This window comes from Gemmatimonas sp. (genome assembly GCF_031426495.1).
Lineage (GTDB): Bacteria > Gemmatimonadota > Gemmatimonadetes > Gemmatimonadales > Gemmatimonadaceae > Gemmatimonas.
In genome coordinates this window covers 115,275-138,747 of the sequence record NZ_JANPLK010000080.1, presented here as the reverse complement: position 1 = coordinate 138,747, position 23,473 = coordinate 115,275, and the positions used below count along the sequence as shown (strand labels likewise).

Here is a 23,473-nt window from a genome sequence, read left to right as displayed (position 1 = left end):
GAGAGCTCTGGCTGAACGGTCAGGGATGCGGAACAGACTCGCAAAATACACCGACCGGGTGCAGAATGGCCGCACCCCTTCTCGTGAGCGCGCCGATGCCTCTGCCGTGGAAACAGCTCCTGCTCACCGCCCTGCTCTTCGTCGGCGCACGGGACGCGTGCGCCCAGACGTCCAACCCACGCTTTGGACGGTGGCTCCTCAAGTCCGACGCGCCAGCCCCCGCCAGCAACATCATGACGTACGAGGCGTTGGGACCCAGCGGCATGAAGGTCACCATCCAGGCGGTGAACGCGCGCGGCGACACCACGCGGTGGTCGTACGCCACCGACTTCGACGGCCGCGCCATGCCCGTGACCGGCAACGCCAGTCAGACGCATGCGGCGGTCCGGCCTATCAGTTCGCTGGTGAACGAAATCGTGAACACGAACAACGGTCGCGTGACGCAGCGACTGACCAATGTCCTCTCGCCCGACTATCAGACCATCGCCGTGATCTACATGCGCCAAGATGCGGACGGAAAAACCACCGGCGTCACCTTCGCCACCTACACCCGCATTCCTCTATGATGTTGGCCATGCCACTGACCCGCTTCCGCGCGCCCATGCGATGCCTTGCCCTGCTGCTCGCGACGGCGGTCGCGCTGCAGGCACAGACGTCGGACACCCCGAAGCCGAACACGCGCCTTCCCAAGGTGCTGCTGATCGCCACCGGCGGCACCATCGCCGGCGTGCAGGACGCCCCGGGCTCGCTGGGCAGCTACCGCGCCGGTACGCTCACTGCCGAACAGATCATCGCGTCAGTGCCGGAGCTCACGCGCTTCGCGCAGATCGAGACCGAGCAGTTCTCGAATGTGCCCAGTACGTCGATCACGCCGGCGCAGTGGCTGGCGCTGTCGAAGCGGGTGGAGAAGGTGCTGAAGGATCGCGATGATCTGGCCGGCGTGGTCGTCACGCACGGCACCGATCGACTCGAGGAGACGGCGTTCTTTCTCTATCTCACGGTGCGGTCCGACAAGCCGGTGATCGTGGTTGGTGCGCAGCGACCGGCCACCGGCATCAGCCCCGACGGGCCGATCAATCTGCTCGCCGCGGTGCGGGTGGCCGTCGCGCCGCAGGCCAAGGGCAAAGGCGTGATGGTCGTCATGGACGACCGCATCATCTCGGCCCGCGAAGTGCGCAAGATCTATCAGCGCACGGGGGGATTCAGCGGTGGCGAGATGGGAATGCTGGGCGTGGTGGGCGGCAACGGACCGGACTTCCTGTTCGCGCCCACGCGTCGTCACGGCGAGGACAGCGAGTTTGACATGCGGAAGGTGGATTCACTGCCGCGGGTGGAGCTCGCGTACTCGTATCCCGGCGGCACCGGTCCGCGCTTCGATGGACAACCAGCCGGTGTGGCGGTGGCCACGAACGGCATGACCCGCGCGGAATCGGAGGTGTTCACGGCGTTGCGCCGGGCGGGCGTGGTCGTGGCCACGGTATTCGCCTACGGCGACAACATGAGTGCCGCACGCGATCCCGATGCGTCTCGGCCCGAGGCGCGTGTGGAGGCGCGCCCGGCAGTGCCGGGCGACAGCGCCGCCGCGCGCCCCGACTCCGTACGGGTGCCGCCAGCACCGGCAATGGTCACCGCGCAGCACCTCACGCCGGCAAAGGCGCGCATTCTGTTGATGGTGGCGCTGACGCGGACGAAAGACCCCCTCGAGATCCAGCGGTACTTCCTGCGGTACTGAGGGAGCCCGACCCCGGCGCGAACCCGGACGTCATGGGGTGACCGCGCCGGGACGAGCGGTCGATCTGCTGTAATGTGCCGAAAATGAAAATGCGTGCCGCGACGGTGTCGGGTCCCGTCGACGCTTTCCGATCTCTGAGTAGGGCATCACCGCCGCGGGTCCTCGCGGGTGCGCTGCCCGAAGAACCATGAGCCGATTCGCACCGGACCGCCGCCTCATTGTATCGGTGAGCTGCGTTCGTCCGCACCCGCAGGCAGGGCGCGCTTCGCCTCCATCACTCGGACCGGAAACCCAGCATATGCGCGTACCGTCGAAGTTCCTCTGCCGCGCCGTGATCGGCGCCATCCTCGCCACGCTCGCGGCGTGCGGCGATCCCAGTGTCGCGACGCAACCCGAGCTTGCGGCGCGCCGCACGCTGGCGGGCACGACCATCGTGGTCACGAATGCCAACAACGACGGAGCGGGGTCGCTGCGTGAGGCGATCGCGACCGCCCTGAGCGGCGACGCGATCACCTTCGATCCGTCACTCAGCGGCGCGACGATCGATATCACAGACGGCTTGCGCGTTGACGCGAGCACTGTGATCGAGGGGCCAACTGGCGGCATTACGCTCAGAGCGACCGCGAATACGATGGTCGTGCTGATGTACGGAAAGTATGGCCCGGAAGTCCTCACGATGAAGCGCGTCACCATCACGGGCGGCAAGGCCAGTGGCATCACGATCCTCCGCGGCACGGTCCAGCTTGAAGACTGTATTGTCGCAGGAAACGAAGGCGAGTTCGGCGGCGGCGTCGCTGTCATGGCCGGTTCGCTGAGTGTCCTGCGCACGGTCGTCCGAAACAACACGTCATCGTCGGCGGCCGGCGGCATTGCGGTCGAGTATGGCTCGAACGCGACGATCACGAACTCGACGATCAGTGGCAACAGCTCGGCGATGAGCGGCGGCGGAATTCGCGCGCTCGGCGAAGTGACCGTGACGGGCAGCACCATCAGCGACAACAGTGCGGGAATCGGCGGCGGTGTGTATGCGGCCGATCAGGTTGTCATCCGCAACTCGACGCTGTCCGGTAACAGCGCGCCGACTGGGAGCAATCTCTACGCGGCCGATGGCGTGACCCTGGAGCACAGCACCGTGGTCGGGAATAGCTCGGGCAGCAGCGTGCAGCTCGATGCGACGATCATCGCGCGTAACTCGATCTTCAGCTCGCCGATCGCGAACTGCGGACTGGGCGCGTCGATCATGCTCGAGGGCGCGAACGCATTCTCTGACAGCAGCTGTTCGCTGAACGGCGCGCCCGCAATCATCGCCGACGCCAGACTCGCGCCACTCGCCGTCGACGGCCTTACCGCCGTGCACCATCTGCTGGCCGGCAGCCCCGCGATCAATGCCGCACCGTCGTGCCTCGTGAGCGTGGATCAGCGTGGGGCCGCGCGTCCGGTGGGTGGTGCGTGCGATCTCGGCTCCATCGAAGAGCCGATCCAGCTGGCCGTGACGCCCACCACCTCCGCCAGCGGCACGATCAACAGCAAGACCGGTGTCGTGCTGATCAACGGCAAGGTCACCTGCAGTGTGGACGGCCCGGTGTCGTTCACGGCGACCGTCGAGCAGACGCAGAAGAGCGGCAAAGTCACCTTCGTGCTCAGGGCGAGCACACCGGTGCAGGCCACCTGCGCAGGTGGTACCGGATTGTGGAGCGCGTTCACCGTGCCCGCGAGTGGCGCATTCACGAACGGTACCGCCACGGTAAAGCTCGCCGCGGCGGGCGGTGGCGTCGTGCCGTTCAACAGCAGCACGGCCATCAAGCTGAACTGGGCAAAGTAGTCACCGCCAAATGCGGCGCGCGTCATACGTTGCGAGATGCGCGTCGCATGCTTTACTCTTGACAGTTCATGGTGACGGACGTTCGTATTGGTCGCGAGTGTTCGCGAATGACGGCGCGAACGTGGTTCACCTTGCGCGATTGAGGATGCAGGATGACTGACGACGCGTACGAGCGCGCGCGAATGGCGATGCGAAAGGACATGATGCGGTCGATCGTGACCGAACCGCTGCTGTCCAGGATTCAAGGCCGCTCCCGCGAGCAGTTCGACGTCATCATCGAGCTCAACGAGTTCTACGGCGACGGGCTCGAGGGCGCACTCGCCGTGGTCGAAAAGCAGGCGAAGCTGTGGAAGGTCCGGTTCAGCTCGGTGTCGAACTACGTGTTCGCACGGCTGTCGGCCGATCGCATCCGCCGCCTCGCGTCGGCATCGCAGGAGCTCAACGCGGCGAATCGCCGGAACGACGCGGTGGTGTATCGAATCTGGGAAGACAGCGATATCGCTGTCACGCTCACCCGATCACTCACAACCGTGAAGGCCGACGCCGCGCAGCGCTCCTTCCACGCCCTTGGTCAGGGCATCGTGTGGGCGGTGCTCGATTCTGGTATTGACGGCAGTCACGTGCACTTCGCCGAAAAGCAGAGTGTGCACGGCAAGATCGACACGCTGGCGATCCGCGGGCCGGTCGAGAATCGCGACTACACACCCGATGGCGACGTGTTCGCAGCCGCGGTCGATCCGTCGGTGCCGGTGCGCGGCGGTGCGCCGTCGGCGTTGGTCGATCGACTGGGGCACGGGTCGCATGTGAGCGGCATCATCGCCGGACACTGGAATACGGAAGAGAAGGAGGGACTGCTCGTCGTCGGCACCGAAGTGCGTGACGTGAGCGGCGGCGATCGCGACGATGAGAAACCGATCGTGGCGCGGGAGGCCCTCACGTCGATCAGCGGGGTCGCGCCGCTGGCCAAGTTGGTGAGCTTGAAGGTGATCGCCGACGTCACGCGTACCGACGACCACAGGCAGACGCGCGGACAGGGCAAGGTCAGTTGGGTGCTGAGCGCGCTCGAGGACATTCAGCGCTGGAATCAGTACGGCCGACGACTGCTCGTACACGGCGTGAACATGAGCATCGGGTATGATTTCGACCCACGCTGGTTTGCCTGCGGACAGAGCCCCATTTGCTCCGAAGTAAACCGACTCGTGAAGTCGGGGGTGTGCGTGGTCGTCTCGGCGGGAAACAGCGGGTACTCGTCGTACATCACGGGCGCTGGTGTGGAAGAAAGTAGCTACCGTAATCTCAGCATCACCGATCCGGGCAACGCCGAGCTGGCGATCACGGTGGGGTCGACGCACCGCGACATGCCGCATACGTACGGCGTGTCGTACTTCTCCTCGCGTGGTCCCACCGGCGACGGCCGACGCAAGCCGGATCTGCTTGCCCCTGGTGAACGCATCCGCTCCTGCGCCGCCGGCCGCGAGCGCGAACGATTCGGTCGCGATACGAGCACACCCGTGTCGGTGTCCGATGCTGAGGCCGGTGCGGTGACCACCGCGCCGGGGATGACGGCGCACGCGCCGGAAGGCACCACGCTGTCGGAGCCATCCGAGTCGGCCGAACGCGCGCTGGAACGCGGCATGGTGCTGTACTGCGAGCAGACCGGCACCAGCATGGCAGCGCCACACGTGTCGGGCGCCGCGGCCGCGTTCCTGTCGGTGCGCACGGAGTTCATCGGTCAGCCGGAGCGCGTGAAATCACTGTTCCTGATGAATGCCATCGATCTTGGTCGAGAGCCGGCCTTTCAGGGCCACGGACTGCTCGATCTGATGAAGACGCTGCAGGCCGTCTAATCCTTCACGGAGATTCACCATGGAAACACTGGGCGGCTTTCCGTTCATCGCGCTCGAGTACGACCAGCACGGCGTGCTCCGGTCGGCGGCGCTGGACACGCTGCATGCGCACCTGCAATCGGCGGGCACCACCGATCTGCTCGTGATTGCGCATGGCTTTCGCAACAACGCCGTGGAAGCGCGCCGGTTGTACGAGCAGTTCCTGCAGAACTTCAGCGCGCACATCACGCGGAGCGAGCTCGCCCCCGCGCTGGCGTCGCGCCGCTACGCGGCCGCCGGCATCTTCTGGCCGTCAAAAGCCTTCTCCGAAGGCCCCGGCAAGGACGACGGCGAAGCGCAGCAGCTCGAAGAACGCGAGGCCGTGGCACTCGACGACGCGCGGGGTGAACTCATGGAGTTGCGCGACGACGTGAACGATGCGCAGCGTGGCACGGTGGACCGCGCCTTGGCGTTGCTCGATCATCTGGAAGACAGCACGGCGAAACAGGATCAGTTCGTGTCGCTGCTGTTGTCGCTGGCCGACAGCGCTGACGCCGATCCTACCGAGGGGTTCGACCAGGTGGCGGCCCAGCGCGGTTCTGAACTATTCGCCAAGCTCAAGTCGCCGATCATTCTCCCCACGGTGCGCCGTGATGGCGACGGCGGCGTGATGGCCGTAGACGGTGGCACGTCCGGCGGAGCCGGCGCTCCGCTGTTCATCGGCGGCGCGCTCAAGTCGATCGCCGGTCGCGTGGGACAGGTGCTCAACCTCACCACGTGGTACATGATGAAGAACCGCTCGGGCACCGTGGGGGCGAACGGCGTGGCGGCGGCCGTGCGCGATCTCAAGGCGCGTCACCCGTCACTGCGCATCCACTTGATCGGCCACAGTCTGGGCGGTCGGTGCATGGCGGCATGCGCGAAGGCGTTGTGCGACGATCCCGCCGTGCAACCCGACTCGCTCTCACTGTTGGAGGCGGCGTTCTCGCACTACGGACTGAGTCACGACAACGGACACGGCGATCGCGGATTCTTCCGCGATGTCATCGAACAGCAGATCGTGAAGGGGCCGTTCATCTCCACGTTCTCGTATCAGGACACGGTGGTGGGCAAAGCGTACGCCATCTCGTCGCGCCTGGGCGGCGACAACGCCAAAGCCGTCGGCGACAAGGATGACCAGTACGGCGGCATCGGTCGCAATGGCACACAACGCACCGACGAGGCGACGACCCAACCGTTGGGCAGTGTGGGTACGCCCTATGTCTATGCGCCGCGCGTGGTGAACAACCTCGATGGTAGCGGCGGCCGCATCAAGGATCACGGCGATGTGACCAACGCGGAAGTCACCTACGCGGTGGCGTGCGCGGTGGCGGCGACGTAAAACGGCGCTCGTCGTCACCCGGAATCGATCAGTCAGCCCCCGCACCGTCTGTCACGGGTAGGTCACGAGGCACGAATCAGCTGTCCGGCGCGTAGCCCCATCTGCAAACTGCACTGATGTATGTACTCCTTCAGAGCACTGCGGTGGCGCCGAACTCGCTCACCGTCATCGACTTCCTCGCGGACTTCGTCAAGTTCTGGCAGATCATTGTCTTCGTCTTTGGCGCATATCAATTCTGGGCCAATCGCCGGGAGCGATTGGCCGCCGACAAAGTGCGAGAATCGCAGGAACTGCTCGACTCCAATTATCAGGCTTGGTTGGTAGTGAACAGCGCGCAAGGCAAGGGTGGGAGCGGCGGACGCATTGACGCGCTGACCAACCTCGCGCGCAATACCCAATCACTGGCCGGCGTCAACGTGGATGGAGCTTGGTTGGTGGGCGTTGATCTGCGCGGTGCGGACCTTGCGCACGCCAGCTTCAAAGACGCCAACCTGCAGGGAGCGCTTCTCTCCGGCGCCAACATGAAGCATGTCAATCTCGAAGGGGCCAACTTGAGCGCCGCTCAGCTCGAGGGAACCATGCTGCAGGGCGCGCGAGTAGCGGGTGCGCGCTTTTCCGCGGCGTCGCTACTGCGCGCCGACCTCGCCGATCTCGTCGGCTGGCGAGAGATCGCCGCCGTGAATTACGCTCGCCTGCAGGACATACAGCGGGCGCCGCACGGATTTCGCGAATGGGCCGTCGAGCAGGGCGCCGAGGGCGATGCGGTCATTGAAGACATGTCAGCCGAGAACTTTTCAACCCAGTTTCGCGCCGTCTGAGCCCGACCGATCTCGCAGTCGTCACATTGCCGTGACGCGGCCGAGACGTGGCGCATACCGATCTGTGATTCGGTTCGATACACGAGGAGTGAATTCTGCCGGCGATGCAATGGATCGCCCTTCCCTCTTTCGCCCGTCTCATGCGCCACGACCATCGTCCCGCGTATTTCACGCTCCTCGCCGCAGCCTCGTCGTCGCTGCTGCTCTCCGCCTCGCTGCTCCCCGCGCAGGCCACCACCAAGCGCGATTCCGCGCAAGCACTCGGCCAAGTCACCGTTACCGGGGTCACCGGTCGCGGCAACGCACGCGCCGCGTCGGGCGTCGATAGTTCGGTGCTCAGATCGACCGCACCAGGCACCAGCGCGCTGAAGGCGGTCGAACGGATTCCCGGCGTCAACATGCAGTCGGTTGATGGATTCGGCATGTACGAGTGGTCCAATCGCATCACGATGCGCGGATTCCAGAGTGCGCAGATCGGACAGACGATGGATGGTATTCCCCTTGGCGATATGTCGTACGGCAACTGGAACGGACTTGGTGTCGGCCGCGCCGTCGATGCGTCGAATCTGGAGTCGACCGCCGTGGCGCAGGGCAGTGGCGCGCTCGGCACGGCGTCCGCGAACAATCTTGGTGGCGTGGTGCAGTATGCGACGGCCGAACCGGCTGGACGCCAGCAGTTTCTGCTGCAGCAGATGGGCGGACAGAATAGCGCCCGTCGCACGCTGCTGCGCTACGACATGGGACTGAAGACTTTCGGCGGCACGAACGGCGTGTCGGCGTTCATGTCGGTGTCGCGCTTCGACTCCGACAAGTGGAAGGGCGGTGGCGAGCGCCTGTCGAACTTCCCCGGCGAGCAGGATCTGCTCTTCGGTCAGAACGGCTTTCTCGGTGGTGCCGGCGAGAACTGGCACGAGCAGATCAACCTGAAGAGCAACCTCTTCATCGGCTCGAGCAAGTTCACGGCGTTCTACAACTACGCGAATCGAAAAGAAGCCGATTACATGGATCTGTCGCTGGGCGTGTTCAACGCCACGGCGCCGGGATCGAGCAACTTCGGCTTTGGTCCGATGTTCGACTACCACACCAACTGGGCCACGGCGAAGCAGTTCGCCGAAGCCTCGTTGCCCACGTACACGCCACTGACCGATGCATCGTACTACAGCTCGGCCCAGGGCGCGCGACTCGATCATCTCGCGTATCTGAAGGGTGAGTTCAAGCCAACCGCCTCGACGCGTATCGAAGTGCAGCCGTACCTGCACCTCAACCGCGGCGGCGGCGACTGGCATGCGCCCAGCTACGGCGCGGCCTATAGCCCCGACCCGATCATGTTTCGCCAGACACAGTACAAGGCGAACCGCGGCGGTATCATGGCCAAGGGGACGGCGGCGTTCACTGTGGGCGGGGTGTCCAACCAGTTCGAAGTCGGCGGGTGGTACGAGCAGAACGAGTCGAGCAATCGTCGTCCGCGCTGGCGCATGAAGAACTACCAGCTCGGTCCGGAAGTGGACTTCACGAAGGTGCTCCGACTCGACTACGATCGTACGGCAGACGTGACCACGACGCAGTTTCACGTGCAGAACACGAACCGCTTGCTGAACGAGCGTCTTACCCTGTCGTACGGCGCGAAGTTGCTCACAGTGAACGCCGATTTCACGAACAACGGCAATACGCCGACCGATGGCATCGTGGCGCCGATCTTTGCCGACGCCACGCGCCCATCGTTGAACGTGAAGACCGACGCGACGATCCTGCCGCAGGTCGGCGCGGTGTTCAAGGTGAACGAGAACAATGAGGTCTTCGCCAACTGGTCGGAGAATGTGAACCAGTTCCCGCTCAGCCCGGCCGGTGGGGTGTACAACGCGGCGCCAGCCACGTTTGAGTTCTTCAAGTCCACGGCCAAGGCCGAGCGCGCGACGACGCTCGAACTCGGCGCGCGAACACGTCGTGGGAAGCTGGAAGCCGGTGTAACGGGCTATGCGATCGACTACCGCAATCGACTGCTGGGCATCGCGCTCTGTCCGCAGACCGTCACCTGCGCCACGGGCTTCGGTAACGTGGGCTCCGTGAACACGATGGGGCTCGAGGGCGTCGTCAACGCGGACTTGGGCAACGGCCTCCGCGCCTTCGGCTCCGCCTCGATCAACAGCTCGAAGTTCGGCGACGACTATCTGGCCAATCAGGCGGATCCGACGTCTCGCGTGAACACCAAGGACAAGTATGTGCAGGACGCGCCGAAGCAGATGGCGACAGCATCTGTGTCGTACACGCGCGCCAAGCTGAACGTCACGCTGGGCGGCCGTTATGTGGGTGAGCGCTACTTCACGTACACCAACGACCTGAACACTGCGGGCGATGGACAGGGCAAGGTGCCGGGCTACTTCATGTCCGACCTCTCGGCCCGCTATCGCCTGGGCCGCATCGGCGCACTCAAGTCGCTCGAGCTGCAGCTCAACATGAACAACCTGCTCGACGAGCGGTATATCGGGACGATGGGCAGCGGTGGCTTCACCGCCAGCGGCGACAACACGACGTTCCTCACCGGCGCCCCTCGTCAGATCTTCTTCTCGCTCAGCACGACGTTTTAGGCGTACGAGTTCATGCGTTGCCGAACCGGCGTCGCTCTCTGGGCGGCGCCGGTGTTGTAGCGGCGCGCCACGGCACGGGAGACAGCGACTCGCGCAGGGTCTTGAGAAAGGCGTTCGTGCGGGCCGAACGGCCTTTGCGTGCGCCCACGAACGCGATCACATCGGCGTTCGGCAGGCGATGGCCCTCGAGCAGGCGCACCAGCGCGCCGCGCGCGAGATCGGAGGCGACCGACCACTCCGATCTCACGATGATCCCGTGTCCGTGCAGTGCCCAATCGCGCACGACGTCACCATCGTTGCTGGCCAGCACCGGCTCGATACGTACCTGCGTGACGTCCTGCTGCGGATCGACGAAGCGCCACATCGTGACGTCCTCATCGTTCTCGCGCAGCGCGATGCACCGGTGCATGAGCAGTGCCGTGGGCTGCGTCGGCGCGCCGTGCCGCGCGAGATACGCGGGACTCGCACACAGCACGCGCTCGTTCGGCGCCAGCAGTTGAGCGACCAGCGACGACTCGCGCACTTCGCCGATGTGTACGGCGACATCCCACGACGCTTCGGGGACGCGACCCAGTCGATCGGAGAGCGTGAGATCGATCGTCACCTCGGGGTGTTCGACCAGAAACTGCGCGGCCACCGGAGCGACGTAACGACGGCCGAAACCCAACGGGGCGACCACGCGCAGATGACCGGCCACGACGCCGCGCCGCGCGGCCAGCGTCTCGCCTAACTCGGCCAGATCATCGCTGATCGAGCGCCCGCGAGTGGCCAGCAACTCGCCCTCGTCGGACAGCGTGATGCGCCGCGCGCTGCGCTCCAGCAGACGCACGCCGACGCGCTTCTCCAGATCCTGCAGCCGCTGGGTCACCGCCGAGGGCGACACGCCCATCTCGCGTGCCGCAGCGGCCAGAGATGGGGACCGGGCGATAATGTCGAAGAAATCGAGGTCGGCGGCGGAGATCATTTAGTTCAAACTTAATGTAAGAATCACGATCGTGCTCCGGAAACTTTACCATCCCGGAGCCGTGATGGTCGCATGCTCGAACTCTCCCATGTCTCCAAGACCTACACCAACGGGGTGCACGCCCTCCGTGGCATCTCGCTCCGGATCGACCGCGGCCTGTTCGGCCTGCTGGGACCGAACGGCGCCGGCAAGTCGACGCTCATGCGCACCATCGCCACGCTGCAGGAGCCGGACAGCGGCTCGATCACCCTTGGCGGCGCATCGATTTTCGCCGACCCGACGGCGCACCGCCGCCAACTGGGCTACCTGCCGCAGGACTTCGGCGTGTATCCGGGCATCTCGGCGCTCGATCTGCTGGACCATCTCGCTCTGCTGAAAGGGCTCACCGACCGCCACACACGACGCGCACAAGTCGACGCCCTTCTCGAAAAGATGAATCTCTGGGAGCATCGCTCCCGCGCCGTCAGTGGCTTCTCCGGCGGCATGCGTCAGCGTTTCGGTATCGCGCAGGCGTTGCTGGGCGATCCACAGTTGCTCATCGTGGATGAACCGACGGCGGGGCTCGACCCGGCCGAACGCAGCCGATTCTACAACGTGCTCAGTGATGTCGGCGAACAGGTCGTCGTGATTCTCTCCACGCACATCGTGGAAGACGTGCGCCAGCTGTGCACGCGCATGGCGATCGTGGCGCACGGACGCGTGATCTGCGAAGGCGTGCCCGACGACCTGGTACGCGAACTCGACGATCGCGTGTGGACGCGCACGATCGACAAGCACGCGCCGCCGGGACTCGATCATGCGCAGCTGTTGTCGCAGACGCTGCACAGCGGCTCGACGCGACTGCGACTGCTCGCCGATCGTGCACCGGACCCGCGGTGCGTTGCCGCAACGCCGACGCTCGACGACGTCTACTTCCGGGCGACCGGCAATGCCGCGACCGGCAATGCCGCGACTGGTGAGTGAGGCACCCATGAGTGCCGCCTCCATCGTTCGGGGTCTCGTGGCGTTCGAGTGGCGGTACCAGACGCGCACACTCAGCTATCTCGCGTCGATCCTGCTCGTGGCGTTCGTGCCGTTCGCCACGGTGGCGACCGGATTCGGCCCCGCCTCATCGGCGATCAACGGGCCGTACATCGTGATGGAGACGGTCGGCATCCTTACGCTGGTGAGCGTCTTCGCGCTGCCGATGCTGTGCATTGCGGCCGCCGGGCGCGACGACGAATACCGCATGCGGGAGCTTATCAGCAGTACACCGGTGCATCGCAGCATGCTGCTGGGCGCGCGATTCACCGGCGTGCTGCTGGCCGCACTGGCCGCTGTGGTGTTGGCGTTGGTGGTGCAGGCGGTGAGCCCGTTCGTACTGAGCGTGCGCGCCGAGCGCCTCGTCGCGTTCAACGCGCCATCGTATATCTCGGCGTTTGTCCTGCTGGCGGTTCCCAATACCCTCTTCTGTGCCGCGCTGTTGTATCTCGTGGCCGCCGCTTCGCGCAGTACACTCGCGACCTTCGTGGCCAGCATCGCGATCTATGCCGGCTACGCCGTCACCGCGATGATGGTGGATTCGCCGCTCATGGCTGGCACCCGACCACCTACCCCCGAACTCTTGGCGCGCACCGCCCTGCTCGATCCATTCGGGTTGTCGGCCTTCTTCGAACAGACGCGCTACTGGACACCGCTCGAGCGCAACACACGACTCGTCACGCTATCGGGTCACATGCTGTGGAACCGGCTGCTCGTGCTCGGACTGAGTGCGCTGTGTCTGATGCCGTTGTCGTGGCTCGATCGACGTGCGCCACGCCCACGGCGCATGCGCTCCACCCACGTATCACGCGTGTCCATCGATCCACCAATACTCGGCGCGCCGCCCGCGCGCCTCACGCCCGTCGTGCCGTCGACCAACGTGCGGCACACACTGTGGCACGCCACCGGCAGCGCGGGCGCACTCGAGCTCCGCCTGCTGCTGCGGAGCTGGCCGTTGCGCGCATTGCTCGTGTTGTGGGTCTCCATGATCGCCATCGAGGCCGACGGGCAGCTTGCCGGTGGAGAGTACGGTACGCGACTGCTGGCCAGTAGTGCGGTGTTGGCCGACGCCGTGCCGATCGGGCTTTGGCTCATCGGGACGTTGTGCGCGCTCTACTTCGCAGCCGATGCCGTCGCGCGAGAGCGCATCATCCGGTTCGACGGCATTCGCGATGCGACGCCCGTGGCCAATCTGGCGCTGCTGCTGGGAAAGCTGGGCGCACTGCTGCTCATTCCCGTGTTGCTCACCACGGCCGGCTACGGCGCGGCGATGGTGGTGCATGCGCTGGCTGGCGGACTGCCCATCGAGCCGCGGGTGTACGCCGCCCATATGCTGATGTCGCTCGTGCCGTTGTGGATCACCACCGTGATGGCCGTGGCATTGCAGGTGCTCACCGGCAATCGCTGGCTCGGACTGTTCGCGGGGCTCGTGCTGGCGTTTCTCGCCGAGGACGGCGAGAACGTCGGTCTCGAGCACCTGATCACGAGGTTCGGTGCGTCGCCGGCGTTACGGTGGTCGGATCTCGATGGCTTCGGGAGCGCATGGCTATCGTGGATGGCGTTCAATGCACTCTGGGCGCTGGGATCGCTGACGCTGATCGGTGTTTCGGCGGCACTGTGGCCGCGCGGGCGCGCGGTGTCGTTCAGGGAGCGCGTGCGGGCGCTGCCGCGGCGACTGTCGTCCGGGCTCACGACGCAGGGCCGGCGTGCGCTGTTTGGCACCACCGGCGCGTTCATCGTCGCCTTTGCCTTCATGGCGCGTGAGACGGTGTGGGCCGCGCAGTGGGAGAGCCGCGACCAGGCGCTCGACTGGCGCGCCGATTACGAACGCCGGTATCGCCGCCTGCAATCGGTGGCGCAGCCGCAGATCGTCGACGTAGCACTCGATGTCGCACTGGAGCCGGAGGCACGCCGCGCGGTCGTACGCGGCAACATCCTCGTTGAAAATCGTACGGCGCGAGCGATCGATACGCTCTGGGTGATGATGCCGCGCGATGTCCGCGACGCCACCGTCGCGATGGCGGGCGCGCCGCCTGTCACACCCGATGGGCGCTTCGGCGTGCAGGCGATCGCGCTCCCGGCGCCGCTGGACAGTGGCGCACGCATCTCGCTGTCCTACGCGCTCACCCTCGACCGTAGTGGTCTGCGTGCCGACGGCTTCAACGAGGACATCGCCGGCAACGGCACGTTCGTGCGCTCGAATGCCGTCGTGCCGTCAATCGGCTATCAGGGTCGCTTCGAGATCGCCGACAGCACCGAGCGTGCGACGCGCGGACTGGGGCTCGCGACGCCGATGCTCGCGGCCGGGGCGCAGGCGCTCGGCCTCGCCCCCGCGTGGTTCACGGTGCGCACGACCCTCAGCACGGGTCTCGATCAAACGGCGCTTGGCCCCGGCGAACTCGTGAAGTCGTGGACCGCCAACGGACGCCGGTATTTTTCGTATCAACTCACGCAGCCGTCCACGCCGATGTTCGCGGTCAGCGCCGGACGCTATGCCGTCGAGCGACGCACCGTTGGCGGCGTGACTGTAGAACTGTGGTACCACGCCGCGCATGGGGTGCAGGCTGCACGCATCGTCGACATCGCGGCGCGTTCGCTGATCCTGTTGCAGCAGCAGTTCGGCGCGTATCCGCACAACACGCTGCGACTCATCGAAGTGCCGGCCAGCTGGGGCTTCGGCGCCTATGCGCAAACCGGATCGATCTACCTCACGGAGTCGCGCGGTATGCTCTCCGACGCGCGCGACGGCGACGTGGATCTGCTCGTACGGCGCATCGGTCACGAAGTGGCGCACCAATGGTGGGGACACACCGTCGATCCACTCTGGTCCGAGGGTCGCCTGACGATCGTGGAAACGCTGGCCAAGTACTCGGAGCAGCTGCTGCTCGGCAAACAGCAGGGCGACGCCGTGCTGGCGCGCATGATGTCCTTCGATCACGACCGCTATCTCAGCGGCCGCGCGAACACGATCGGGCTCGAGCCCACGCTGCTCACGACGGCCGATGAATCGCATCTGTACTACGGCAAGGGCGCGCTCGCCTTTCATGCGCTGCGGGAGGTGCTCGGCGATTCGGCGATCAACGCCGCGCTGCGCACGCTGTTGGCGCGGGACAGCGGCCCGCGCGGTGCCGCCACAGCCACCGGCTTGTACACGCTGTTGCATGAAGCGGCCCGCGATGACGAAGCGCGCGCCGCCGTGCACGAATGGTTCGCCGAGCGAGTGATCTACGATCTGTCGGCCGATTCAGCGACGGTGGAGCGTCGTGGTGGTACCGCACGGGTCTTCGCACGATTCCGCGTGCAACGTGTGCGCTCGGACAGCGCCGGTGAACTCGTCGAGCCAGCCGAGGGCGCGGCCGTGACCGTGGGGATCTACGGCGGCCCCCCTGACAAGCCGCAGCTGCTGCTCAGGCGGCGGCAGCGTGTCACCAATGGCGAGATCGTGCTGGATGCGACGGTAGTCGGCATCCCCGTGTTCGTGGAGATCGATCCGGAGATCCGACTGATCGATCGGGATCGCACGAACAACCGGATAAGGCTGAGCTTGGTGGCCGAAGATCAAGCAGGCGCGTAGAATCGCCAGATGACCGGCCCCAAGACCTCCCGCGAAAACGCGTTCTTCAATCAGCCGGGCGAGAACACCAACATCGCCCCGGTCGTCTTCACGTCCGCCCCGGCGAACTCCAGCACCGGGTGGAACAAGGCGACGTACTTCCAGCAGCTCGGCGATCCACGGCATGCGGTTGGGTCGGCCGAGCGCAACATGGAGCAGGAGTACCTACTGCAGGGCATGGTGAAGGGCGCCATGACGGCGGCGGCGCAGATCGCGACGAAGTACAAGATCGGTATCTCGGTGCGTCCCACGGGCGTGTTGGCGCACATGGGGATCGAGTCGGGCAATCCGACCAAGGCGCAGGAGTTCAAGAACAAGACGTCGAAGGAACTCGACTTCTTCCTGTGTGACGAAATCAAGTGGGAAGACATCGGCGCCGTGGTGCACTACAACCCGCGCGTGGGCTGGACGTCGGGCGTGAGGCCACACGGTGCCGTGAAGGTGTCAGCCGCAGCGCAGGTGACCGATCAGGAATGGCTGAAGAAGCGCACGTACATCGAGAGCGTTCGATTGCCGACGCTCAAGTCACGGAAGTTCGACGAGCGGTTGCGCTTCTGGCCGAAGACCGAGCAGGACTGGAATATGCTGCGCGACCTGTTCTAGGACCGCGCGAAGGAGTTTGCCGAAGAGGACCACGAGTATCGCTTCGGACACTACAAGGAACACGCGGCAATCGAAGGCCCGTACATCCGGCTCAAGGCACGTCCCGATGTCAACATGGTCGGCGATCACGATCTCTTCGGCTTCACGAAGGATGACAGCGGTACGCTGATTCACGACGCGACGTTTCCGCACGTGCAGAAGGCGCTCCAGGAGTCACTCGAGTTTCAGGCGCAGCACGGTGGTATCTGGAACTGGCGGCCCAGCGAGCCATTTCATCAGGAGATCAAGCGAAAGATCATGGGCGCGCACTCGCCGCCAAACGGCGATCCGCTGTTGCACTTTCTCCCCAGTGGCGTGCTGCGCGCGGCGTTCTACATCCCCGCGACTGAGCGGCTCGACTCGGTGTGGGAGCACCCGGGGGCGGCGACCTGGCGGACGCAAACGTTCAGTGGGAAGAAGACGTAGGCGATCCAACCGTCGCTGGGCACTTCATCGGCACCACGGAGTAGCAGGTCAGCAGATGTCACGGTACTCGCAGCATGCTAAACTGCGCCATGCGACTCTTCTGTCGTCAGCACGAGCGCTCCCATACACACCGCGATAGGACGATCCATGAGGCACAACCTTGATCGAGTGGCACGGCGAAGCATCGCTGGAGCTATATCTGCGCTCGCTTTGGCAGTACCTTCGGCGCTTCACGCGCAAGACTCGTCAGCACTGGCGAAGGTCTCGGGCAAGTGGACCGCAACCATTGCGCAGCTGAACATTCTGCGTGGATCGGCTGATCTCTCGGTGGCCCCGAAGGGCGCGAAGGAGTCGCGCGTCAAGCTGTCATTGCGCCTCGTGCCCATCAATCGGCAGGTGGCGTGGGACATTGTGGCGGGACGCTGTGGCGACGAGGGTCGTCCGGTGTCAGCGGCGGCGGCGTTCCGGCAGATACTCACGCGCAACGATGGGAGCGGCGAGGGTATGGCAACCATCCCGTTGCTCGAAGCGGGCAAGCCGTACTACGTTCGCGTGTTCTCGCCGGGCGAAGTACCCTCAGACCGCGCCGGATACGGCTGCGCGAATTTGAGCGAATTGCCCTAACTGCACGTCACGTGTCGTCAGGGTAGAAAGCGGGCGCCACGCGCAACATGCGCATGGCGCCCGCTTTCTCCGTTGCCCCATGCCGGTGGGCGCGGGGCGGACGCGTTCGAGCGTTTACGGCGCGCTACCTGCCCCGCCGCCACCGATCGTGTAGTACGGGAAGCCGAACAATTCGAGTTCGCGACCGTGTACGGGGAAGTGAATGGGCGTTCCGGGCAAGAGCTTGCCCCAGCCGCGCGCGTCGGCGAACGAGATCAGCGCTTCGGTGGGGAAGAGATCGATCCGCTTCTCGTACTGGAGCGCATCGAAGAGGTCGCCGCAGGTACCATCGTCACGCTTCGGAACGCAGGCGCGATCATTCGGCGGCCCCGCCACCGTGACCGGGGACAATCCCGCCGCGACGCGCGTCGGGTTGATCAGTGCGACCGCCTCGGCCTGACGGTTGAGACGAATGAGCGCTTCCGCGCGAAGATACTTCATCTCGTCCGTGGACATCGTCGTAATCAGCCCAGTGGAGTGATAGTTGTTGAGCGGGGCAACGAGATACCGCACGCTCCGGTAGCGGCTGTGCATGTACGTGCCGTTCGTCGTCGACATCGACTGCGTCGGTAAGTACGCGAAACGCGAACCCGCCACCGTGGGACCGCTCGCCGCGTGGATGCGACGGTCGGGCGTGACAATGGTGATCTGATTGCGGTCACCCAGCGGGCGTGCCAGCCAACGCTGATACTCTCCCGACGTGTCCGCCGGGCCGAGCAGGCGCGTGTTCGTACGTCCGTTGGTCTGCAGGTACGAATACTGATAGTAGGTGGACAGCGACGCACCGATGGTGAGATCGGCCTGCTGGGCAAAACTGCGCGTCACGATGCCCGAGTCGAGCTGGGCCAGCACCTGTCCCCAGTTCACCGCCGCGCGCTCCTGCGGCGTGCGCGCGCCGTACACGCGTGCGCGGATGATATAGGAGTGCATCACGCGGATGAGCTCATCGCGCGTATACGTCTGCCCGTTGATCAGATTGGCGGGCAGGGTGAAATCACGAGCGGCGCGCGCTTCCGTGATCGCTTCACGGAGAATGCGAATGCCATTGTCGGTAACCTGCTGGTAGGGCTTCAGCTCATACACCTGCGTGGCCGGGTTGGTCTTTTCATCGGTCAGATACGCCTGATCGAAGAGCAGTCCCAGATAAATCGTGTTCACGCCGACCATGAACTTGGCGAATACGCGGGAGCGCTGGGTATCGGCCCCCTCGGGGGTCGCGGCGTTCACGACACCAACCTTGAGCCCCTGATCGGCCATGGCCTGATAGGCCTCACGAGCCGAGGCCATGGACTCGTACAGGTCATACCATGGCTTGCGGTTCGTCCATCCGCCCTGATTGCGGTTGTCGATGGCGAAGCGAGGTTCGGCGGTGACCGCCGACAGCGCATCGGCGACATCGGCGCTGGTCATCTCATTCGCAAGAATCGAGAGCTGCTTGACAGGATAGGTGCCGTTCGTGCGTGCGCCCTGGGCGACGCCCCAGAAGGCGCGCCATGATCCCAGCAGGGCGGCTTCGAGATTCTGGCCGCTGCCGAAAACAGCGCCGACGTCGGGCGTGTTCGGATTCGTGACGTCTAGCGACTGACATGAGGCGGCGAGTGTGGCTCCGCCCACCACCGCAAGGAGCGAGCGGGCAAAGCGGGTACGTCGAGTAACGGGCGAGGTCATCAGTCTGGAATCGGCGGAGGAGGATCGTAAGGTCATGAGGAGAGTCCTCCTATCAAAAGATGATGGTGGTCGCGAGCGAGAACGTACGCAGCAACGGGTACACCGTGTTGTCCACGCGCGTGTTCGGGCTGCCCGACTCGGGGTTCAGGCCGGAGTAGTTCGTGATGGTGAACAGGTTGCGTCCCACCAAGTCGAACTGCATACGGTCGGCACCGATCGACTTCAGGAATCCGAACTTCTTCGCGTCGAGATTGTATCCAATCGTGAACTCCGATAGCCGCGCGTAGCTGCCGTCTTCGACAAATGGTGCGCCGTAGTTGTTGTTGCCGTCAGCAATGCCGGTGGCGTAGTACGCTGTCGGCTTGCGGAGTTCGTCCGCCTTGGCACGCTGATCCACGTCGATATGGTCATTGGTCGCGTAGAGTGTCTGCTTGACCTGATTGTAGATGTCGCCACCGAACTGACCGTTCACGAGGCCATACACCCGGAATCCCTTGTAACGGAACGTGTTGCCGAAGCCGAACTGCATGGCGGGCTGCCCGTCACCGATCTGTCCGAACCAGCGCTGCCCGGTGGACGGATCGATTTCGAAAATGGGGCGGCCCCACGCATAGTTGCGACCGTCTACGTTGACCGTGGTGCCCCACAGATTCTTGGCCTTGCCGTCGAGCGACGTGTTGCCGGTGCCTACCGCCACGACATAGCCATCGTTGTTGACGTCGAACGCCGACTGCGAGTTCGCGTGGACCGCCGCCAGCTGCCCCTTGTCGCGGACATGTCGGTTGCCCCACATCGTGCCCAAGCGCGTGTTGTCGCAGCGCCACAGGATGCCGTCGCCAAAGCAGGTGCGTCCGAAATTGGTGATGCGATTCCGACGCTGATCCGCCGTGACCAGCACGTCCCACTGCAGGCCCTTCGGATTGTTCAGGATCTGCGCCTGCAACGTCCCTTCGATCGTGCGACCGGCGATGCTGCCGACGTTACGTTCGATCGTGTTGAATCCTTCCAGCGCGGGCGCCGGGATACTAATCAGATTGCCCGTCGACTTCGAAATGACCTGTACCACGGACAACTGCACGCGGTTCTTCAAAATCATGTCGACGCCGAATTCCTGTTCCTTCGCGAGCTCGGGTCGAAGCGCGGGATTTCCCAGCCCGCCGCGCGTCACCGCACCCGTCGCATCGATACCCAGCGCCGAGTACTGGTCGGCGAAGCCGGGGCGCGTGCCAGCTGTTCCCACGTTGTAGCGCAGCTTGAACAGGTTGAGCATCGGGATGTTCCACCATCCTTCTTCGCTCAGCAACCACGCCGCCGAGGCGCGATAGAAGGTGTTCCAACGGCCTTCGGGACCGAACAACGAACTGCCCTCGCGCCGCACGAGGACATCGCCGATGTACTTGCCGGAGTAGTCGAGGCCAAGGTTCGCGAAAGCGGCCTGTGCGCGGCGGTCCGTGAGGGACGACGTGACCGTCTTGGTGCGCGCCACGTTCATGTTCTTCACGCCGGTGATCGTGAAGTCGGTTCCCGTGGTCTGCAGGAACGGATTCACCTCGCGCTGCAGCTCGCCACGCATGGCGAGACGGGCCGTCAAACCGCCGAAGCCCTTGATGAGACTCGCGCCACCCTGCGCATTGATGCCGTCCACATCATCGTCGTCGATCGCCAACGACCCGATCGTGGTACCATCGCCGTTCAAGTTGGTAAGTCCGCGGGCGATGTAGTTCGTCACCTGCCGATCGCCGCGGTCGTAGCTCGCGAGTGCGTCGAAAGTGAGCCAGCTCGCCGGGCGATACGACGAGTTGATGCTGATCAGCGACCGCATGCGCTTGGTGATGTTGTCGTTGAACGTCTGGCGATAGAACGGATTGGTCCGGAGTTCGGTCGAGTCGGGGATGATGATGTACTTCGACGTCCCGATCGGCTCCGGTGCCTTCAGGTTCACGTCGGGATTGATGCGGTACAGGTCGGAGAAGACCACCGACGACGGATCCTCGCTGGCGCGCTGGTGGAACAACGATGCGCCCAGCTGCAGCTTTTCCTTGATACGCACGTCGACGTTGGCGCGCAACGACTGCCGCGAATAGCCGTCGGACGACTCGATCACACCCGGCTGCTGGTTGCGGGTGTACGAGATGTTGAAATTGGTGGTCGCGCTATTCTGCTGAATCGTGAGTGTCTGGGTGTTGAAGCCGCCCGGCTGGAAGAACTGATCGATGTGGTTGTACAACGGATCGATGTACGAGTTCTCCATGATGCCGTTGGCCTGCACCACGCGCTGATTGCGCGGCACGACGGTACCCGTCGCGTTGACGTACTGGCCCTGGGCATTCACGCGATACTGGTGTCCGGTGGGCTTGTCGAGGTTCGCCGCGACGTAGTTCTGGCCGTACTCGTTGCGCACGGTGATCTGCGTCTGACCGAATGCCAGTCCCTGCCCGCGATTGGTCGTGATCGAGATGACCCCCGACGCCGCGCGCGAGCCGTACAGCGAAGCTGCCGCCGCACCCTTGATCACTTCGATGCTCGCGATGTCCATCGACTCGATGTCCTGCGTCGTCACCGACTGCGTCGAGTTCAGGAACACGCCGTCCACGACGAAGAGTGGTCCGTTCGAATTGAATTGCGATACCGGGCTGCGAAGCTGGATATTCACCCCGGAGCCTGGTGCGCCGCTGGCGGCGATGATCGTCGCGCCGGCCACCTTACCGATAATGGCGCCGGCAGCCGACGTCAGTGGGGCAACCGGCAAGTTGGCCGCGGTCAGTTTGTCAACCGTGTACGGCGTCTTCACACCAGATGTCGGATCGACCGTCGCCGACACGACCATCTCCGTGAGACGCAGCGGATTCGTGGTGAGCGCGAAGTTCACCGTGATCACGCTGTCCGTCGTCAAGCGAACGTTCGGCGTGACCGTATTGGCGAAGCCAATACGACGCGCTTCCAAACTATAAATACCGCTGGGCGCGCTGGCGATGGCGTACCGACCATCGGCACCGGTCAGCGCGGTGACGGCGGTACCGACCACCTGAACACTGGCGCCGGCAACCGGCTGACCACTCGCCGCGTCGGTAACGCGGCCAGCGATCCGCGCACGTCGCGTGCTGGTCGTTGGCGCTTGCTGTGCGACGAGTGAGCCGGCAAACAGCACAACAGAGCCCACAGTCATGAGCGCAAACCCGCGCGCCCATGACCAGCGGTGAAAATTCATCATCGGGAGATGGGAAGGATGTGGAGGGACTCGCCTTGCCGAAACACCACCGCATGGCGATCGACAGCCGATGGTTCAGACATCGCTGAGTAACAACGCGTGAATTCCGTCACGTCACAAGTCGTTGACGGACGTTTTTCGGCGAGCCGAATACCGTCGATCGCGATGCTTCGCTCAGTGGTGAGCATGTTTATACACGAAGCGCATACGGAGTGTGCTTAGTCGTACGTTTTCGGGACGATGTTCTTCGTGCTGTCGAAGTCGCCGAGTCAGTGGCGAACTGCACGCCGCGGCGTCATCATGAGGTCATGCGGATTTCTCTTCTCCTCGGACTCGCGCTGGCACTGGGGTGCGGCACGGCGACAGCCTGCATCGCACAGTCGCGACCCGCGCGCGCCGCGACGACTGACTCTGCCACGGTCGGTTCCTCGCCGCTGCTCGGCGACGTCGTCGATGCGCTCGGTCGACCCATGGCGAACGTCGAGGTCTATCTGGCCGGCACGGAGTTTACGACCCGCACCGATGCGCGAGGATTCTGGATTTTTCCTGATCCACCACGTGGTGCACGAGTGCTCGCCGCGCGTGCGCTGGGATATGCACCAGTGGCTCGTGCCATCAATATTTCGGCGCGTCGACCTGACACGATTCCACTGGCGTTGCGCAAGCTCCCACGAACGCTGTCCACCGTAAAAGTACAGGCCAGCTACGACGGGGCAACGCTGGAGGCGGCGGCGATCGCTGAGCGCATTCTCCAACTTCGCGTCAGCACCGGCAAACTGTACACACGCGACAGCCTTCTCGCACGAAAGCCTCAGTCAATGGTCGATCTGCTCATGGGCATTCCCGGGATCATCGCACGACGCGAGCAGCAGGGCTTCTCGGTCTATGCCTCGCGCGCCGGTGCTGGCGCTCTGTCCGTTGCCGGTTCCCCGTGTCCCATACAGTTTTTCGTGAATCGGGCCGCCGTTGATGTCGATTTCGTCGCGGCGATGAGCCCCATGCAGTGGCAAAGCGTCGAGGTCTACCCGATAACCACGATGCTGAGCGGCTTGCAGTTGGTATCAGGAACCTGCGGAGCGATCGTCATCACGATGATGTAGCAGCG

General features: G+C 64.4%; 16 protein-coding genes. 13 read left to right on the top strand and 3 right to left on the bottom strand.

Going from position 1 to position 23,473, the window contains the following annotated elements:
- Window positions 1–65 precede the first annotated feature (65 nt).
- The 7 genes from RMP10_RS20550 to RMP10_RS20520 all read left to right on the top strand — a co-directional run bounded on the left by RMP10_RS20550 (window position 66) and on the right by RMP10_RS20520 (window position 10,164).
- On the top strand, window positions 66–566 hold the full coding sequence (locus tag RMP10_RS20550) for a hypothetical protein (RefSeq protein ID WP_310571958.1): 501 nt from the start codon (window positions 66–68) through the stop codon (window positions 564–566).
- A gap of 8 nt (window positions 567–574) precedes the next feature.
- Window positions 575–1,732, top strand: a complete 1,158-nt coding sequence (locus RMP10_RS20545; protein ID WP_309671068.1) for an asparaginase — start codon at window positions 575–577, stop codon at window positions 1,730–1,732.
- A gap of 298 nt (window positions 1,733–2,030) precedes the next feature.
- Complete coding sequence (locus RMP10_RS20540) at window positions 2,031–3,554, top strand: right-handed parallel beta-helix repeat-containing protein (protein WP_310571956.1); 1,524 nt, start codon at window positions 2,031–2,033, stop codon at window positions 3,552–3,554.
- A gap of 152 nt (window positions 3,555–3,706) precedes the next feature.
- On the top strand, window positions 3,707–5,401 hold the full coding sequence (locus tag RMP10_RS20535; RefSeq protein ID WP_310571954.1) for a S8 family peptidase: 1,695 nt from the start codon (window positions 3,707–3,709) through the stop codon (window positions 5,399–5,401).
- Between the two features lie 19 nt (window positions 5,402–5,420).
- Window positions 5,421–6,761 (top strand): hypothetical protein, encoded by a 1,341-nt coding sequence (locus tag RMP10_RS20530; protein WP_310571953.1) that lies wholly within the window; start codon window positions 5,421–5,423, stop codon window positions 6,759–6,761.
- A 116-nt stretch (window positions 6,762–6,877) separates the two neighbouring features.
- Window positions 6,878–7,579: a pentapeptide repeat-containing protein gene (locus RMP10_RS20525; protein ID WP_310571952.1), complete on the top strand. Its 702-nt coding sequence runs from the start codon at window positions 6,878–6,880 to the stop codon at window positions 7,577–7,579.
- A 140-nt stretch (window positions 7,580–7,719) separates the two neighbouring features.
- Window positions 7,720–10,164 carry a TonB-dependent receptor gene (locus tag RMP10_RS20520; RefSeq protein ID WP_310571950.1) on the top strand — a complete coding sequence of 815 codons (2,445 nt, stop codon included), beginning with the start codon at window positions 7,720–7,722 and terminating at the stop codon, window positions 10,162–10,164.
- A 10-nt stretch (window positions 10,165–10,174) separates the two neighbouring features.
- On the opposite strand, the gene RMP10_RS20515 is transcribed toward RMP10_RS20520, so the two are convergent.
- Entirely contained in the window at window positions 10,175–11,128 is a 954-nt protein-coding gene (locus RMP10_RS20515; RefSeq protein ID WP_310571949.1) for a LysR family transcriptional regulator, read from the bottom strand.
- Between the two features lie 72 nt (window positions 11,129–11,200).
- Here RMP10_RS20515 and RMP10_RS20510 point away from each other — a divergent pair, with 72 nt between their 5' ends.
- The 5 genes from RMP10_RS20510 (at window position 11,201) to RMP10_RS20490 (ending at window position 17,453) form a co-directional block, all read left to right on the top strand.
- The gene (locus RMP10_RS20510) at window positions 11,201–12,091 is read left to right on the top strand and encodes an ABC transporter ATP-binding protein (RefSeq protein ID WP_310571948.1); all 891 of its coding nucleotides are present in this window, start codon (window positions 11,201–11,203) and stop codon (window positions 12,089–12,091) included.
- A gap of 7 nt (window positions 12,092–12,098) precedes the next feature.
- On the top strand, window positions 12,099–15,722 hold the full coding sequence (locus RMP10_RS20505; RefSeq protein ID WP_310571947.1) for a M1 family aminopeptidase: 3,624 nt from the start codon (window positions 12,099–12,101) through the stop codon (window positions 15,720–15,722).
- 9 nt (window positions 15,723–15,731) lie between these two features.
- The gene (locus tag RMP10_RS20500) at window positions 15,732–16,364 is read left to right on the top strand and encodes a hypothetical protein (protein WP_310571946.1); all 633 of its coding nucleotides are present in this window, start codon (window positions 15,732–15,734) and stop codon (window positions 16,362–16,364) included.
- Between the two features lie 114 nt (window positions 16,365–16,478).
- Window positions 16,479–16,829, top strand: coding sequence for a hypothetical protein (locus RMP10_RS20495; protein ID WP_310571945.1), 351 nt, complete (start codon window positions 16,479–16,481; stop codon window positions 16,827–16,829).
- 210 nt (window positions 16,830–17,039) lie between these two features.
- Entirely contained in the window at window positions 17,040–17,453 is a 414-nt protein-coding gene (locus RMP10_RS20490; protein ID WP_310571944.1) for a hypothetical protein, read from the top strand.
- Window positions 17,454–17,567: 114 nt separating this feature from the next.
- On the opposite strand, the gene RMP10_RS20485 is transcribed toward RMP10_RS20490, so the two are convergent.
- Together RMP10_RS20485 and RMP10_RS20480 are read right to left on the bottom strand one after the other, a co-directional pair.
- On the bottom strand, window positions 17,568–19,160 hold the full coding sequence (locus tag RMP10_RS20485; protein WP_310571943.1) for a RagB/SusD family nutrient uptake outer membrane protein: 1,593 nt from the start codon (window positions 19,158–19,160) through the stop codon (window positions 17,568–17,570).
- A gap of 52 nt (window positions 19,161–19,212) precedes the next feature.
- Complete coding sequence (locus RMP10_RS20480; RefSeq protein WP_310571942.1) at window positions 19,213–22,371, bottom strand: SusC/RagA family TonB-linked outer membrane protein; 3,159 nt, start codon at window positions 22,369–22,371, stop codon at window positions 19,213–19,215.
- A 305-nt stretch (window positions 22,372–22,676) separates the two neighbouring features.
- Between RMP10_RS20480 and RMP10_RS20475 the strand changes: the two genes are divergently transcribed.
- Window positions 22,677–23,468, top strand: coding sequence for a carboxypeptidase-like regulatory domain-containing protein (locus RMP10_RS20475; protein WP_310571941.1), 792 nt, complete (start codon window positions 22,677–22,679; stop codon window positions 23,466–23,468).
- The last annotated feature ends 5 nt before the right edge of the window (window positions 23,469–23,473 follow it).

Coding starts and splice junctions, on each gene's coding strand:
- RMP10_RS20485 (WP_310571943.1), bottom strand. CDS start 19,160: ATGACCTCGCCCGTTACTCGACGTACCCGCTTTGCCCGCTCGCTCCTT.
- RMP10_RS20535 (WP_310571954.1), top strand. CDS start 3,707: ATGACTGACGACGCGTACGAGCGCGCGCGAATGGCGATGCGAAAGGAC.
- RMP10_RS20545 (WP_309671068.1), top strand. CDS start 575: ATGCCACTGACCCGCTTCCGCGCGCCCATGCGATGCCTTGCCCTGCTG.
- RMP10_RS20510 (WP_310571948.1), top strand. CDS start 11,201: ATGCTCGAACTCTCCCATGTCTCCAAGACCTACACCAACGGGGTGCAC.
- RMP10_RS20525 (WP_310571952.1), top strand. CDS start 6,878: ATGTATGTACTCCTTCAGAGCACTGCGGTGGCGCCGAACTCGCTCACC.
- RMP10_RS20475 (WP_310571941.1), top strand. CDS start 22,677: ATGCGGATTTCTCTTCTCCTCGGACTCGCGCTGGCACTGGGGTGCGGC.
- RMP10_RS20520 (WP_310571950.1), top strand. CDS start 7,720: ATGCGCCACGACCATCGTCCCGCGTATTTCACGCTCCTCGCCGCAGCC.
- RMP10_RS20495 (WP_310571945.1), top strand. CDS start 16,479: ATGGTCGGCGATCACGATCTCTTCGGCTTCACGAAGGATGACAGCGGT.
- RMP10_RS20505 (WP_310571947.1), top strand. CDS start 12,099: ATGAGTGCCGCCTCCATCGTTCGGGGTCTCGTGGCGTTCGAGTGGCGG.
- RMP10_RS20500 (WP_310571946.1), top strand. CDS start 15,732: ATGACCGGCCCCAAGACCTCCCGCGAAAACGCGTTCTTCAATCAGCCG.
- RMP10_RS20480 (WP_310571942.1), bottom strand. CDS start 22,371: ATGATGAATTTTCACCGCTGGTCATGGGCGCGCGGGTTTGCGCTCATG.
- RMP10_RS20550 (WP_310571958.1), top strand. CDS start 66: ATGGCCGCACCCCTTCTCGTGAGCGCGCCGATGCCTCTGCCGTGGAAA.
- RMP10_RS20540 (WP_310571956.1), top strand. CDS start 2,031: ATGCGCGTACCGTCGAAGTTCCTCTGCCGCGCCGTGATCGGCGCCATC.
- RMP10_RS20530 (WP_310571953.1), top strand. CDS start 5,421: ATGGAAACACTGGGCGGCTTTCCGTTCATCGCGCTCGAGTACGACCAG.
- RMP10_RS20515 (WP_310571949.1), bottom strand. CDS start 11,128: ATGATCTCCGCCGCCGACCTCGATTTCTTCGACATTATCGCCCGGTCC.